Here is a 13,589-nt window from a genome sequence, read left to right as displayed (position 1 = left end):
GCCGCTCTCCGCCGCCCGAATGTCAGCGCGGCCGAGTGCGGCACGGGGTTTTAGGCGCTCTTCTTCTTGGCGCCGGAATCCTCGACGATGCCGAGAATGTCCGATTCCTTCATGATCAGCAGGTCTTCACCGTCGATCTTCACCTCGGTGCCCGACCACTTGCCGAACAGCACGCGGTCACCCGCCTTCACTTCAAGGGCGACAAGCGCGCCGGCTTCGTTGCGCGCGCCGGGGCCGGCGGCGACGATCTCACCTTCCATCGGCTTTTCCTTGGCGGTGTCGGGGATGATGATGCCACCGGCGGTCTTCTCTTCGGCATTCAGCCGGCGAACGACGACGCGGTCGTGCAGGGGGCGGAATTTTGCCATCTGGATCGCTCCTAAAACGAACAGTCTTGAAAGACTCGCAGCCCGTCCGGCCCGGCACGCGGCACCGCGGCTGCTAGCACTCCCGAGAAGAGAGTGCCAAACATCTAAAGTTGGCCCGGAGCCAAGTCAAGCCGCCAGCACTATCCCGCCGCGAGTGCCAACTCGTTGCATTCATCGGGGCTTTTTGTAAGAAAGGAAGCGCTACTTTTTGTGAACAAAAAGTAGCAAAAAAACTTTGTTAACTTTGGGCCGTGCTGGTTTCAACGCCACCGGCCCAGCGTAACCAAAAGTTTTTGCGGCGCTTTTTTCAAAAAGCGCCTGCTTCCTTCACTTAGCCGGCCGGGGCGGATTCACGCTGTAATCATAAAACCCGCGGCCGGATTTGCGGCCGAGCCAGCCGGCATTCACATATTTCACCAGCAGCGGGCAGGGGCGGTATTTGTCCTCGCCGAGCCCCTCATGCAGCACCCGCATGATCGCCAGCAGCGTGTCTAGCCCGATGAAATCGGCCAGCTCCAGCGGTCCCATCGGGTGGTTGGCGCCGAGTTTCAGGCCGGCATCGATGGCGGTGACCGTGCCGGTGCCTTCCTGCAGCGTGAAAATCGCCTCGTTGATCATCGGGCAGAGGATGCGGTTGACGATGAATCCCGGCGAATCCTGCGCCGCCGCCACGGTCTTGCCGAGTTTTTCCGCGACCGCCTGCACGGCGGCGAACGTGGCGTCGCTGGTGGCGATGCCGCGGATGATCTCCACCAGCTTCATCATCGGCACCGGGTTGAAGAAATGCATGCCGATGAACTTGTCCGGCCGCCCGGACATCGCCGCCAGCTTGGTGATGGAGAGGGACGAGGTGTTGCTGGCCAGAAGGGTGTCGGCGCTTAAAACCGGCGCGATCTGGCGGTAAATCTGTTCCTTCAGCTCTTCCCGTTCGGGCACCGCCTCGATGATGAGGTCGGCGCCCTGCAGGCGCGAAAGGTCGGTGCTGGTAACGAGGCGTTTGAGCGCCTCGTCCTTGGCGGCGGCGGTGATCGTGCCTTTCGTCACCTGCCGGTCCATGTTCTTGGTCATGGTGGCGACGGCTTTCGGCAACGCCGCCTCGAACGCGTCAATCAGCGTCACGTCGAAGCCGGAAAGAAGGGCGGTATGGGCGATGCCATTCCCCATCAGCCCGGCGCCGATGACGCCGATTTTCGCGATGTTCATAAGGTTTCCTTCAGCTCCGGAAGAATGGTGAAGAGATCGCCGACCAGGCCGTAATCAGCCACCTGGAAGATCGGCGCGTCCGCATCCTTGTTGATGGCAACGATCACCTTGCTGTCCTTCATGCCGGCCAGATGCTGGATCGCGCCGGAAATGCCGACGGCGATATAGAGGTCCGGCGCCACGACCTTGCCGGTCTGGCCGACCTGATAATCGTTCGGCGCGAAGCCGGCATCCACCGCCGCGCGGGAGGCGCCCACGGCCGCGCCGAGCTTGTCGGCGATCGGCTCGATCAGGGCGGTGAAATTCTCGCCGCTCTGCATGCCGCGCCCGCCGGAAATGATCACCCGCGCCGCGGTCAGTTCCGGGCGCTCGCTTTGCGAAAGTTCGGCGCCGACATAGCGCGATTTGGCCGCTGCGTCAGGCACCGCCACGCGCTCCAGGCTCGCCGAACCGCCTTCGGCGGGCACCGGGTCGAAGCTCGCGGCGCGCACGGTGATGACCTTCCTGGCGTCGGAGGATTTCACGGTGGCCAGCGCATTGCCGGCATAGATCGGCCGCACGAAGGTGTCGGCGTCGATCACGTCCGACACGTCGCTGATCGGCTGCACGTCCAGCAGCGCGGCAAGGCGGGGCAGCACGTTTTTGCCCATCGCGGTCGCGGCGGCGAAAATATGCGAATAGCCGGGTGCTAAGGAAACCAGCAAGGCGGCCAGCGGCTCGGCCAGCGCATGCTCCAAAGTGGCGTCGTCGGCCACGAGAATTTTGCTCAGGCCCGGCAGCTTGGCGGCGTCTTCGGCGAGCTTGCCCACATCCTTGCCGGCGATCAGCCCATGCACGTCGCCCAGTTTCAGGGCGGCGGCGATGGCGGAGCGCGCCGGCTGCTTCACGCCGTGTGCGTCGAAGTCGAGAATCACGAGAGAGGTCATGGTCAGATCACCTTCGCTTCGTTGCGCAGCTTGTCGACCAAAGCCGCCACATCGGCCACCTTGACGCCAGTCTTGCGCGGCGGCGGCTCCGCCACCTTGATGATTGTCAAACGCGGCGCCGGATCGACGCCGAGATCCGCCGGCTTGAGCGCCTCGATCGGTTTGTTGCGCGCCTTCATGAGGTTCGGCAGCGAGGCGTAGCGCGGCTCGTTCAGGCGCAGATCGGCGGTGATCACCGCCGGCAGGGTCAGCGCCACGGTCTCCAGCCCGCCATCCACTTCGCGGGTCACGTTCGCCACGCCGCCGGAGATTTCCACCTTGCTGGCGAAGGTGCCTTGCGGCCAGCCGAGCAAGGCCGCCAGCATCTGGCCGGTGGCATTCATGTCGTCGTCGATCGCCTGCTTGCCCATCACCACCAGGTCGATGCCTTCCTTCTCGACCAGCGCCTTCAACATTTTCGCGACCGAAAGCGGCTCCAAAGCCGCGTCGGTCTCGACCAGGATGCCGCGGTCGGCGCCCATCGCCAGCGCGGTGCGGATCGTGTCCTGGCATTGCGCCACACCCATGGACACGGCGATCACTTCCTTGGCGATCCCTTTCTCCTTGAGGCGCACCGCCTCCTCGACGGCGATTTCGTCGAACGGGTTCATCGACATTTTCACGCCGCTGGTCTCGACGGAACTCTGGTCGGCTTTGACCCGGACCTTGACGTTGTAATCGACCACGCGTTTCACGGCGACCAATAATTTCATGGTGTTATTTAACCTGTGTTGGGTTTGTGGCTCGGGCCTCGGACTTAGATATTGGCTCTTTGCCGCCGGGGAAAGGGCAGCGGTTGCGCAAGGTCTATTCTGATTGCCGCATACGGCATAGCCGTTCGATGGCTTCCTCGATTTCTTCCAGCCGGGCGCAGTAGCTGAGGCGGAAAAAATCCCCGCCGCGCGCGGCGTCGAAATCATAGCCCGGCGTTGCCGCGATGCCCGCTTCGTCGAGCAGCCGGTCACATAGGGCAATGCTGTCGGCGGCGCGCCCGGCTATGTCGGCGTAGACATAGAACGCGCCGTCCGGGGAGGAGAATTTCTTGAACCCCGCCGCGTTCAGCCCTTCCGCCATGATCTCCCGGGCCTGCGCATAGATGGCGCGCCGCGCCTCCAGCTCGTCATGGCAATTGAATGCGGCTTCCGCCGCCAGTTGGGAGATGTGCGGCACGGAGATGAAGAAATTCTGCGCCAGCCGCTCCACGGGGCGCACCAGTTCCTCCGGCAGCACCATCCAGCCGACGCGCCAGCCGGTCATGGAGAAATATTTCGAGAAGGAATTGATGACGATGGCGCTGTCGCTGAAGCTGGCGGCGGAGGCCACCGGCTTGCCGTAGGTCAGGCCGTGATAGATCTCGTCGGAGATCAGGCGGATGCCGTTGGCATGGCAATAGCGGGCGAGGGCGGCAATGGCGTCCGGCGGCAGCATCGAGCCGGTCGGGTTGGCGGGGCTCGCGATCAGCAGCCCGTCGGGCTTTTGCGGCAGCGCCTCGAGCATGGCGACGGTCGGCTGGAACCCGGTCTCGATGCCGCAGGGCAGAATCAGCGGTTTCAGGCCGAGGGCGGTCGCGATGTTCACGTAAGGCGGATAATAGGGCGCGGCGAGGGCGAGCGTGTCGCCGGGGTCGAAGGCGGCTAGATAGGCCAGGGAAAACGCGCCGGAGGCGCCGAAGGTCACGGCGATCCGCTCGGGCGCGACCGCCGTGCCGTACCAGTCATGGATATGCGCGCTGAGCCGTTCGCGCAGGCTCCGGCGGCCGAGCGCCTCGGTGTAGCCCATCACGTCGCCGGTCTGCAGCGCCTGGGCCACGGCCCGGCGCGCGCCTTCGGGCAGGCCGGTGCCGGGCTGCCCCACCTCCATGCGCAAGATGCGTGGCGCATCCGGGGGCAAAGCGCGCTGTCGTGCGTTGGCCCGGTTGATCACATCCATCACCCGGAACGATGGCACCTCGCGGCCGATGCCGATTTTCAGCGCCACGGACTCAGCGCCCGCCGATGGCCAACCCCTGGCCGCGCGGGTCGACGCTGGCGGTGCAGGAGCCTTCGCCGCCCGGCACCCCGCCGGGGCAGGCGATCACGTCGGCGCGGCCGGGGTCCGGCACCGGCGCGACTTTGTGGCGCCCGTCGGAGACGGCGTCGGTCAGCGCTAGGCGCGCCGCGGCGGCGGCGGCTGCCTGGCCGGTGCCGGCGGCGGCGGCGCGGAAGGTGAGGGCGTCGTCATAGGCGATGCCCGCCGCCAGTTGCGGCGCCGGCACGTTGCGCGGCGAGGCAGCAAGCAGCACGCCGGTGCCCGGCGCGATGCGCCCGGTGCCGAACAGATTATTGATGCTGACCGCGCAGGCAACGACGCCGCCTTTCTTGTCCAGGGCCATGAAGGCGGCGGACGCGGGCAGGGTCTGGCCGTTGGCGGCTTCGGTCGGCAGCATTGCCAGAGTCAGGCCATGCGCCCGGGAGATAACCGGCTTCACGAATTTCGGCGTGGAATCGGCCAGGTCGGCCACGGTCAGTCCGGCGCCCGCCTGGTCGGCGGCGGCGACGAATTGCTGGGCGCTGGTGCCGGCATAGAACCCCTGCAGCCCCTGGGTGCGCAGCACCTCGAACGTGCTGGCGAGATCGGGCTGCACGAGATTGGCGCCGGCCGGCAGAATCGTGCCGTTCGGCCCGAATACAGCGGCCGCGGCAGGGTCGCCGAGCAGCGCCCGGCCCACGACCTGCAGGTCGGCTTCCAGCGCCGGTGAGACCGGGGAGCCGGCGGCCAGCTGTTCGGCCGGCTCGATCACGCTGGCATAAGGCAGGTCGCCATAGCGGGCCTGAAGCGCCAGCAGCCCGCGCGCCATGGCCGGCACCGCGGCCGGGCGGCTGCCGCCATTTCCGGCGGGGCTGCCGGCGGGAAACAGCAGCGCCACCGGGGGCTGCATCTGTCCCTGCGCATTCGGCATTTTCACGATGCAGGCGCCGCCGCCGCCAAGCCCGGCGCGCGACGGCAGGGTGACGCTGAGGGCAAACCCCTCCGCCGCCGCGGCATCCGCCGCATCGCCGCCATTATTGAGCATCTGGCGCCCCGCCAAGGCGGCTTGCGGTTCGTCCGCGACCGCATAGCCGAACACGCTGGGCGCCACATTGGTTTCGCCGAGGGCGGCGTTCTGGTCGCTTCCAAGACCAAGCGTCTGGTGGCCAATGCCGCAGCCGGAGAGAATCCCCAGGGCCGCGAGCGCCGCAGCGGGGCGTAGAATATGGCTATGCAAAATCAGTCGTCCTCGGAGTGGAACATACGAAACCGCGTGGGGCGTGCTTAACCGTGAAATGCGAGGGCGGCAACTTTGGGGCTGATTTTAAGGAAGAAAGGGCCGCTTTTTGAAAAAAGCGGCGCAAAAACTTTTGTTAAACTGGGCCTGTGGCGTTGAAACCAGCACGGCCCAAAGTTAGCAAAGTTTTTTTGCTACTTTTTGTTCACAAAAAGTAGCGCTTTCCTTGCTTAACTTGCGCTCAGGCTTCCACGGACTGGCAACTGCGCGGCGAGATCATGGCCAGGAATTCCCGCCGTGTCGAAGGGTCGTCGCGGAAGGCGCCGAGCATGCGGCTGGTGACCATGCTGGAGCCCGGCTTGTGCACGCCGCGGGTGGACATGCATTGGTGCCCGGCTTCGATCACCACGGCCACGCCGCGCGGCTGCAGCACCTCGGCGATGGTGTTGGCGATCTGCGCCGTCAACTTCTCCTGGATCTGGAAGCGGCGCGCATAGGCGTCCACCACGCGGGCGAGCTTGCTGATGCCCACCGCGCGGTTGCCCGGCAGATAGGCGACATGGGCGCGGCCGATGATCGGCACCATATGGTGCTCGCAATGGCTTTCGATGCGGATGTCGCGCAGCACCACCATCTCGTCATAGCCTTCGATTTCCTCGAAGGTGCGGGTGAGCAGCGCCACCGGATCTTCTTCATAGCCTGCGAAAAACTCCTCGTAGGAGCGCACCACGCGGGCGGGGGTGTCCAGCAGACCCTCGCGGTCGGGATTTTCGCCGGCCCAGCGCAACAGCGTACGTACCGCGTCTTCGGCCTCGCGGCGGCTCGGTTTCGCGGCGGCCGTCAGATTCGCGGCGGGCGTATGAATATTCACGGCAGTCTCCGTATGCGGCTTGAAATCCTGGTTCGTTCTTTGTGAACCCTGAAAGGCATGTGGGCAAGGCTGGGAACCGGCAAGCCAGAGAGCCGCGCGTTACGTTTCAATCAGAAAAAACGGCCGTTTTTTCGGTCGTTTCGGGCCCGTGGCGTGGCAATGGCGCAGGCGCACATTGCAGACATGTTCCGGCGTCTAGAGACGGATTCAGACTTAAAGTCATCGCGCTCTAATGGCGCAACGTGTTCTGGTGCGGGCTGTCGAGGCTGAAGGTCGGAATCTCGATATCGAACTCGGTGCCGTCGGTCACCGCCAGCATATGGTACTTGCCGCACATGAAGCCCGAAGACGTAGCCAGCGGCGTGCCGGAGGTGTATTCGAACACCTCGCCCGGTTCCAGCCTTGGCGTCTCGCCGACCACGCCCTCGCCATGCACATACTGCACGCGGCCATGCGCATTGGTGATAGTCCAGCTACGCGCCAGCAATTGCACGATTTGCGGGCTGTGATTGGCGATGCTGACATGATAGGCCCAAACATAGTGGCCGTTCTCCGGCTCCGATTTGTCGGCCAGATAAAACACTTGGACGGTGACGGTGATACCTGCCGTCGTAGCTTCAAAGCCTGGGGTCATAAAGAATTGCCTTACTGGCTTGCATTTTCCCGGTCCGGGTTGGGAAGCCTAACCCAGCCGGGAGAGGCAAACAAGGGCAGCATTTCTGCCTTGTATAGATGGATTGCCCGCGGCGTGGCGTGGGGCGGCACGCCCGGATCACGGCGCGGCCGGCTTTGCCCGGCGAGGGGCGCGCTGCTACATCTGGAGCAATGAATATGTTTTCTGTCTTGAGCCGCCGCGGCGCGGTCGCCGTGTGCATCTTGCTGTCAGCCTGCGCGGCCGGACCGGGTGGTGGCGTGGCCGGCGATCCGCCCAGCGACCGGGCCTATGGGGCCTTCCTGTCAGCGCGGTACGCCGAGACTCAGCACGATCCTGGGCTCGCCAGCCAATATTATACGCAGGCTCTGCATGTCGAGCCGGGCAACCAGCAACTGGTCGATGAAGGGTTCCTCGCCGCCTTGCTGGCCGGCAGCCCGGAAGCTGAAAAGCTTGCCGCGGAAGTGCCGGCCAACGCCCTCGCCGTCATGCTGCGCGGCAACCAGGCGGCGCAAAGCGGCGATTACGCGGCGGCCAACCAGATTTTCACGCAGCTGCCGCAGGACCAGATGATCGGCCTGATCCGGCCGCTGCTGCTGGCCTGGACCCTTTTCGGCCAGGGCGACGCCGACAAGGCGCTCGCCGTGCTGAAGCCCCATTTCGATAACGGCCCGTTCAGCGCCGTCTACGTGCTGAACGGCGCTTTGATGGCGGACGCCGTTCATGACGACGCGCTGGCGGCGCAGCTCTATAATCAGGCTTCCAGCGGCTCGACCAATCTGCGTCTCGCCGAGATTCTCGGCAGCTGGCACCAGCGGCACGGGCAGCCGGAGCAGGCGGCACAGGATCTGGCGGTGCTGGTCGCGGCGCATCCCAATTTGCAGATCTCCTTGCCGCAATTGCAGGCGCAGCTTGGCAAGCCGGTGATCGACACGGCCACGCAGGGGCTGGCCGAGGCTTATCTGACCCTGGCCGGTTCGCTCGACGCGCCAGCGCAATCCTTCCTGCGCATCACGTTGCTGCATTTCGCGCTGATGCTGCGGCCGGACCTCACCCCGGCGCGGCTGCTGCTGGCGGGCGCACAGCTCGGCAACCCCGGCGCCACGCCGAAGCCAGCCCAGATGCGGAACGCGCTGGCCACGCTGCAGCCCGTGACGCCGGACGATCCGCTCTACGGCCCGGTGGCGATGCAGCAGGCGCAATTGCTGGCGGCGCTGAATCGGCCGGCTGAGGCGGTTGCCCTGATCGACAAGCTCAGCGCCGCGGCGCCGAACGATCCTGGCCTGCAGGCCGGTGCCGGCGACATCTGGCGCAACGCCGGTCAGCCGGCCAAGGCGCTGCCCTATTATAATCGTGCCCTGGCCATGGTCGGCTCGCCGCCGCCGGCGGCGGCATGGGCCCTGTATTTCGATCGTGGCCTCAGCCAGGATGCACTCGGCAACTGGGCTGCCGCCGAGCCGGACATCGTCGAGGCGCTCGCCCTCTCGCCCGACCAGCCTTATGTGCTGAATTATCTCGGCTATAGCTGGGCCATGCGTGGCGAGCACCTGGAGCGGGCGCAGGCGATGCTGCAGCGGGCCGTAAGCCTCGACCCGAATGACGGCGCGGTGCTCGACTCGCTCGGTTATGTCGATCTTCATCTGCATCACACGCGCGCGGCCGTCGCCGAGCTCACCCGGGCGGTCGAGCTTGCTCCGGACGATGCCGAGGTCAACGCGCATCTGGGCGATGCATTCTGGCAGTCGGGTCAGAAGCTACAGGCCAATTACCAATGGCAGCGCGCGCTGACCCTAAAACCCGACTCCAAGCTGCAGACCGAGCTCAAGGCCAAGCTGCACAATTATTTCCCGGCCAAATGACGCACACCAGCTTCGCGCCCGCCAAGGTCAATCTGTATCTGCACGTCATCGGCCGGCGCGCCGATGGCTATCATCTGCTCGACAGCCTGGCGGTATTTCCCGCCGTGGGCGACATTGTAGGCGTATCCCCGGCGGCGGCGCTGGGCCTGAGCATTTCCGGCGGCTTCGGCGCGGCGCTGCAGGCCGAGCCGGATAATCTGCTGCTGCGCGCCGCGCGCCTCCTGCGTCCGGGCGCGGGCGTCGCCCTCACGCTGGAGAAGAACCTGCCGGTCGCCTCGGGCATCGGCGGCGGGTCCGCGGATGCCGCGGCGGCGCTGCGCCTGCTGTCGCGGCATTGGGACATTGCCGCGCCGCTGCATGAGGCGGCTCTGGCTTTGGGCGCGGACGTGCCGGTCTGCCTCGACTCGGTGCCGGCCCGGATGGGCGGCATCGGCGACATATTGGCGCCCACACCGCGCCTGCCGCGCTTCGGCATCGTGCTGGTCAATCCCGGCGTGGCGGTGGCCACTCCCGCCGTTTTCAAGGCCCGGCAAGGGCCGTTCTCGGCCCCGGCCACGCTGCCGGCAGCGTGGCATGACGCGCGAGGCATGGCGGATGCGCTCAGCCGCCTGACCAATGATCTGCAAGCCCCGGCCGTGGCCCTGCAGCCGGTGATCGGCGAAGTGCTGGCCGCGCTGGAAACCCTGCCCGGCGCGCTGCTGGCGCGCATGAGCGGCTCCGGCGCGACCTGCTTCGCGATTTTCGCAACGCCTGAGGAAGCCGCCGCGGCCGCTGAAATAATTTACCGTCCCGGATGGTGGAGTTGGGGCGGGGGTCTTTACGAGCCACCCCCCGTCGACCTATGAGCGGGACGCGTTGGGACGTCGCCAAGCGGTAAGGCAGCGGATTTTGATTCCGCCATGCGGAGGTTCGAATCCTCCCGTCCCAGCCAGTTCAGGTAAGCCAGTCAGTGAGTAAGCAGGCGCTTTTTGAAAAAAGCGCCGCAAAAACTTTTTTTATGCTGGGCCATGGGCTGTGGCAGCCACAAAGCCCATGGCCCAGCATAACAAAGTTTTTTTGCTTCTTTTTGTTCACAAAAAGAAGCGCTTCCTTCCCTTCTTTTAGCCCTCCAGCATCATCCGCGTCTGCGCGGCCAGGGCGTCGAGCGAGAAAGGTTTGGCGATCAGCGCCATGCCCGGTTCCAGCGCGCGCCCGACATCGGTGTGGCCGGTCATGAACAGAATTTTGAGCCCGGGCCGCAGCGACCTCGCTTGCGCGGCCATTTCCTGGCCATCAATGTCCGGCAGGCCGATATCGGCGATGAGCAGGTCAATGTCCTGCGGCGTGTGCAGGATGTTGAGCCCCGCCAGGCCGGCCGCCGCCTCCAGGGGCGCAAAGCCCAGCTCCTTCAGTTTGATCACCACCAGTTCGCGCACGGTCGGCTCGTCTTCCACCACCAGCACGGTGCCGAACGGGGGCACGCGGGGGGTCACGGGGCGATGGCCGGCAGGCGCAGCCGGGCCGTGGTGCCTTCGCCTTCGTGGCTGACCAGCTCCAGCGTGCCGCCGCTTCGCCGGGCGAAACGTTCGACGATGGCCAGGCCGAGCCCCTGGCCGGCGCCGCCCGTGCGGGTGCTGAAAAACGGTTCGGTGGCCCGGCGGAGGATATCAGCCGCCATGCCGGGACCGGTATCCGTCACGCTGATGACGGCGTCGTCCCCGGCATATTCGGTGCGCAGCGTGATGCGGCCATTCATGCCCGCCGCCTGGGCGGCATTGTCCAGCAATTCCCGCAACGCCAGTTCCAGTTGTGGGGCGGAGCAGAGCACGTCCTTGCCGACCGCCAGCTCCATGTCGATGGCGAGGCCGGTGGCGCGCAGCGTCTCGATCACGCGGGGGATGACGGCATCGAGCGCGACTGGCGCGGCCGCCTGCGCATCGCGACCGGAGAAAGCCAGCAGGCGCTGCGTGAAGTGCGCGGCGCGGCTCCCGGCTTGGCGGGCACTGGCGAGGTAATCGTCGAACTCCGCCATGCCGCCGCGCCGCGCACGGTTCTGCATCAGCTCCAGATTACCGAGAATGCCGGTCAGAAGATTGTTGAGGTCGTGCGCCGTCTGGGCTGCGAACAGTTCGATGGCGGAAAGCCCGGCCGATGAGTCAGAAATGATGTCAGTCATTGAATTCCTGTGAAACGGTCGTCACTTTCACATTAAACTTCGTAAAGGCGAAGAAAAATGCAGATGGTTTCACAAAAGTTTTACGGTTAAACTGCGGAACCTTAAGCAATCATCGTAGTACAGCATAAGGGAGGGCGAAACCATGCGTATCTTGCTCATCGAGGATGATGAAGATGTCGCCCGAGTGATCACGGCGGGCATGGGCGAAGCCGGGCATCAGGTGATTTTTGCCGCGACCGGACCGGAAGGGATGCGCCGGGCCCTGGACGGTGGTTTCGACGTGATGATTTTCGACCGGCAATTGCCGGACGGGGTCGACAGCGCCAATCTGCTGAAGGATCTGCGCGGCCGGGGGGTCGGCACGCCGGTGCTGTTCCTGTCGGGCCATGGGGGCTTAAGGAACTGGATCAAGGGCCTCGATGCCGGCGGCGATGATTATATCGCCAAGCCTTTCGTCTTCACTGATCTGCTCAGCCATTGCGAAGCGCTGGGGCAACGCGGAAACGGCGAGGCCGCGTAAGGCCGCGCAGTTTCCAGAAGTTTTTGCGCCGCTTTGTTCAAAAAGCGGCCGCTTTCTTGTTTCCCGGACTGAGGGATTGCAAAAATTTCACCAACCCGGCGGTCGATTCATCATCGGCGGCGGTGCCTTGGCCCGACACGGCCGGCAGCAGGGCGGTCGCCAGTTCCTTGCCGAGCTCCACGCCCCATTGGTCGAAGGCGTTGATGTTCCAGATCGCCGCTTCGACGAAGATGCGATGCTCATACAACGCGATGATCCGGCCGAGCGTCTCCGGCGTGAGTTTTCGGTAAGCCAGCGTCAGGGATGGGCGGTTGCCGGGAAACACGCGGTGCGGCGCCAGTCCTGCCGGCCGGCCCGCGTCTCGCGCCTGGCGGGTTGCCTCCTCCAGCGAGCGGCCTTGCATGAGGGCCTGGGCCTGGGCCAGGCAGTTGGCGACCAGCAGGTCATGATGGTCGCGCATCTCCGGCTCGTGGCCTTCAGCGGCGATCATGAATTCGCAGGGGATGATGTTCGTGCCCTGGTGCAGCAGCTGGTAGAAGGCGTGCTGGCCGTTGGTGCCGGGTTCGCCGAAGACCAGCGGGCCGGTCGGGTGGCGCACGTGCGTGCCGTCCTGCTGCACGCTCTTGCCGTTGGATTCCATGTCCAGCTGCTGCAGATAGGCGGGCAGGCGGGCCAGACGCTGGTCATAGGGCAGGATGGCGCGGGCGGCGTAGCCGCAGACATCGCGGTGCCAGATTCCGACCAGCGCCAGCAGCACCGGCAGATTTTGCGCGAAAGGTGCGGTGCAGAAATGCCGGTCCATCGCCTGCGCCCCGGCGAGGAATTCCCGGAAGCGCGCGGCGCCGATGGCCAGCATCACCGGCAGCCCGATGGCCGACCACACCGAATAGCGGCCGCCCACCCAGTCCCAGAAGCCGAACACGCGCTCAGGCGCGATGCCGAAGGCGGCGACCTTGTCGAGAGCGGTGGAGACCGCGGCGAAATGCGCGGCAACCGCCGCCTCGCCAAGGCCGGCGACGATCCAGCGCCGCGCCGAGGCGGCGTTGGTCATGGTCTCGATGGTCGTGAAGGTTTTCGAGGCGACGATGATCAAGGTGCGCGCGGGATCCAGCGCCCGCAGCGTGTCGGCCAGATGCGCGCCGTCGACATTGGCGACGAAATGCGTGCGCGGCCCGTCATGATAGGGGGCCAGGGCCGCCGTCACCATCACCGGGCCGAGATCCGAGCCGCCGATGCCGATATTGACCACGTCGGTGAAGGGTTGGCCGTCGGCGGCGGTAATCTGCCCCGACCGCACGCCCTCGGCGAAGGCGAACAAGCGCGCGAACGTCTCGTTCACGGCCGGCATCACATCCTGGCCGTTCACCAGCACCGGCCGGTTGTCGAGATTGCGCAGGGCGGTGTGCAGCACCGGGCGGTTTTCCGTGGTGTTGATGGCCGCGCCGGCGAACATGGCGTCGCGCTTGGCCGCGACATTCGCCGTCGCGGCAATGTCCAGCAGCAAAGCGAGCGCGCTTGCGTCGAGGCCGGTCTTGGAAAAATCCAGCAGCATGTCGTCGAGCCGGGCGGAAAACGCCGCGAACCGGCCGGGATTCTGGGCGAACAATCGCTTGATGTTGGCGTTGCCTTGGGCCAGTGCAGTCAGTTCCGTCCAGACTTCCATGCGTGTCGTCCTACTGCTGTTGTTCCAGCGTGACTTTACGGGGATCTGCGGAAGAAGAAAGCGGCCGCTTTTTGAAAAAAGCGGCGCAA

The 13,589-nt window shown here is 65.3% G+C and carries 14 protein-coding genes and 1 tRNA gene; 4 read left to right on the top strand and 11 right to left on the bottom strand.

The features are described from left to right. Positions 1-50 precede the first annotated feature (50 nt). From groES to apaG, 8 genes are all read right to left on the bottom strand, one after another. Positions 51-368: a co-chaperone GroES gene (groES, locus tag VNC39_RS05200; RefSeq protein WP_325396870.1), complete on the bottom strand. Its 318-nt coding sequence runs from the start codon at positions 366-368 to the stop codon at positions 51-53. A 327-nt stretch (positions 369-695) separates the two neighbouring features. Continuing rightward, positions 696-1,571, bottom strand: a complete 876-nt coding sequence (locus VNC39_RS05195) for a 3-hydroxybutyryl-CoA dehydrogenase (RefSeq protein WP_325396869.1) — start codon at positions 1,569-1,571, stop codon at positions 696-698. Then, the gene (locus VNC39_RS05190) at positions 1,568-2,497 is read right to left on the bottom strand and encodes an FAD-binding protein (protein ID WP_325396867.1); all 930 of its coding nucleotides are present in this window, start codon (positions 2,495-2,497) and stop codon (positions 1,568-1,570) included. Before VNC39_RS05190 ends, VNC39_RS05195 begins: the two co-directional genes overlap by 4 nt. A 2-nt stretch (positions 2,498-2,499) precedes the next feature. Continuing rightward, on the bottom strand, positions 2,500-3,249 hold the full coding sequence (locus VNC39_RS05185; RefSeq protein ID WP_325396865.1) for an electron transfer flavoprotein subunit beta/FixA family protein: 750 nt from the start codon (positions 3,247-3,249) through the stop codon (positions 2,500-2,502). A gap of 94 nt (positions 3,250-3,343) precedes the next feature. After that, positions 3,344-4,513, bottom strand: a complete 1,170-nt coding sequence (locus VNC39_RS05180) for a pyridoxal phosphate-dependent aminotransferase (protein ID WP_325396863.1) — start codon at positions 4,511-4,513, stop codon at positions 3,344-3,346. 4 nt (positions 4,514-4,517) lie between these two features. Next, the gene (locus VNC39_RS05175; protein WP_325396861.1) at positions 4,518-5,780 is read right to left on the bottom strand and encodes a gamma-glutamyltransferase; all 1,263 of its coding nucleotides are present in this window, start codon (positions 5,778-5,780) and stop codon (positions 4,518-4,520) included. Between the two features lie 241 nt (positions 5,781-6,021). After that, the gene (folE, locus tag VNC39_RS05170) at positions 6,022-6,651 is read right to left on the bottom strand and encodes a GTP cyclohydrolase I FolE (RefSeq protein WP_325396859.1); all 630 of its coding nucleotides are present in this window, start codon (positions 6,649-6,651) and stop codon (positions 6,022-6,024) included. A gap of 229 nt (positions 6,652-6,880) precedes the next feature. Then, positions 6,881-7,285 (bottom strand): Co2+/Mg2+ efflux protein ApaG, encoded by a 405-nt coding sequence (gene apaG / locus VNC39_RS05165; protein ID WP_325396857.1) that lies wholly within the window; start codon positions 7,283-7,285, stop codon positions 6,881-6,883. Positions 7,286-7,482: 197 nt separating this feature from the next. On the opposite strand from apaG, the gene VNC39_RS05160 reads away from it, so the two are divergent. From VNC39_RS05160 to VNC39_RS05150, 3 genes are all read left to right on the top strand, one after another. After that, the gene (locus VNC39_RS05160) at positions 7,483-9,162 is read left to right on the top strand and encodes a tetratricopeptide repeat protein (RefSeq protein ID WP_325396855.1); all 1,680 of its coding nucleotides are present in this window, start codon (positions 7,483-7,485) and stop codon (positions 9,160-9,162) included. Continuing rightward, positions 9,159-10,007: a 4-(cytidine 5'-diphospho)-2-C-methyl-D-erythritol kinase gene (locus tag VNC39_RS05155; protein WP_325396853.1), complete on the top strand. Its 849-nt coding sequence runs from the start codon at positions 9,159-9,161 to the stop codon at positions 10,005-10,007. Before VNC39_RS05160 ends, VNC39_RS05155 begins: the two co-directional genes overlap by 4 nt. Before the next feature lie 11 nt (positions 10,008-10,018). Beyond that, positions 10,019-10,093, top strand: a tRNA-Gln gene (locus VNC39_RS05150). Between the two features lie 169 nt (positions 10,094-10,262). Here the strand turns inward: VNC39_RS05150 and VNC39_RS05145 are convergent. Both VNC39_RS05145 and VNC39_RS05140 read right to left on the bottom strand, forming a co-directional pair. Further along, positions 10,263-10,634 (bottom strand): response regulator, encoded by a 372-nt coding sequence (locus VNC39_RS05145; RefSeq protein ID WP_325396851.1) that lies wholly within the window; start codon positions 10,632-10,634, stop codon positions 10,263-10,265. Beyond that, entirely contained in the window at positions 10,631-11,317 is a 687-nt protein-coding gene (locus VNC39_RS05140) for a sensor histidine kinase (RefSeq protein WP_325396849.1), read from the bottom strand. Before VNC39_RS05140 ends, VNC39_RS05145 begins: the two co-directional genes overlap by 4 nt. Positions 11,318-11,459: 142 nt before the next feature. Here VNC39_RS05140 and VNC39_RS05135 point away from each other — a divergent pair, with 142 nt between their 5' ends. Next, a complete protein-coding gene (locus tag VNC39_RS05135) occupies positions 11,460-11,837 on the top strand; it encodes a response regulator transcription factor (RefSeq protein WP_325396847.1) in 378 nt (125 codons plus the stop codon). 37 nt (positions 11,838-11,874) lie between these two features. Here the strand turns inward: VNC39_RS05135 and pgi are convergent, their stop codons facing one another. Further along, entirely contained in the window at positions 11,875-13,545 is a 1,671-nt protein-coding gene (gene pgi, locus VNC39_RS05130; protein ID WP_325397046.1) for a glucose-6-phosphate isomerase, read from the bottom strand. Positions 13,546-13,589 lie beyond the last annotated feature (44 nt).

Origin of the sequence: Acidocella sp., from assembly GCF_035535915.1 — a bacterium.
Taxonomy (GTDB): Bacteria; Pseudomonadota; Alphaproteobacteria; order Acetobacterales; family Acetobacteraceae; genus Acidocella.
The sequence above is the reverse complement of the archived record's forward strand: the minus strand, read 5'-3'. Positions and strand labels throughout refer to the sequence as shown.

Excerpts from the sequence above, each read along its gene's own strand:
- VNC39_RS05160 (WP_325396855.1), top strand. The coding sequence starts at position 7,483 with ATGTTTTCTGTCTTGAGCCGCCGCGGCGCGGTCGCCGTGTGCATCTTG.
- groES (WP_325396870.1), bottom strand. The coding sequence starts at position 368 with ATGGCAAAATTCCGCCCCCTGCACGACCGCGTCGTCGTTCGCCGGCTG.
- VNC39_RS05140 (WP_325396849.1), bottom strand. The coding sequence starts at position 11,317 with ATGACTGACATCATTTCTGACTCATCGGCCGGGCTTTCCGCCATCGAA.
- VNC39_RS05195 (WP_325396869.1), bottom strand. The coding sequence starts at position 1,571 with ATGAACATCGCGAAAATCGGCGTCATCGGCGCCGGGCTGATGGGGAAT.
- VNC39_RS05190 (WP_325396867.1), bottom strand. The coding sequence starts at position 2,497 with ATGACCTCTCTCGTGATTCTCGACTTCGACGCACACGGCGTGAAGCAG.
- VNC39_RS05155 (WP_325396853.1), top strand. The coding sequence starts at position 9,159 with ATGACGCACACCAGCTTCGCGCCCGCCAAGGTCAATCTGTATCTGCAC.
- apaG (WP_325396857.1), bottom strand. The coding sequence starts at position 7,285 with ATGACCCCAGGCTTTGAAGCTACGACGGCAGGTATCACCGTCACCGTC.
- VNC39_RS05185 (WP_325396865.1), bottom strand. The coding sequence starts at position 3,249 with ATGAAATTATTGGTCGCCGTGAAACGCGTGGTCGATTACAACGTCAAG.
- VNC39_RS05135 (WP_325396847.1), top strand. The coding sequence starts at position 11,460 with ATGCGTATCTTGCTCATCGAGGATGATGAAGATGTCGCCCGAGTGATC.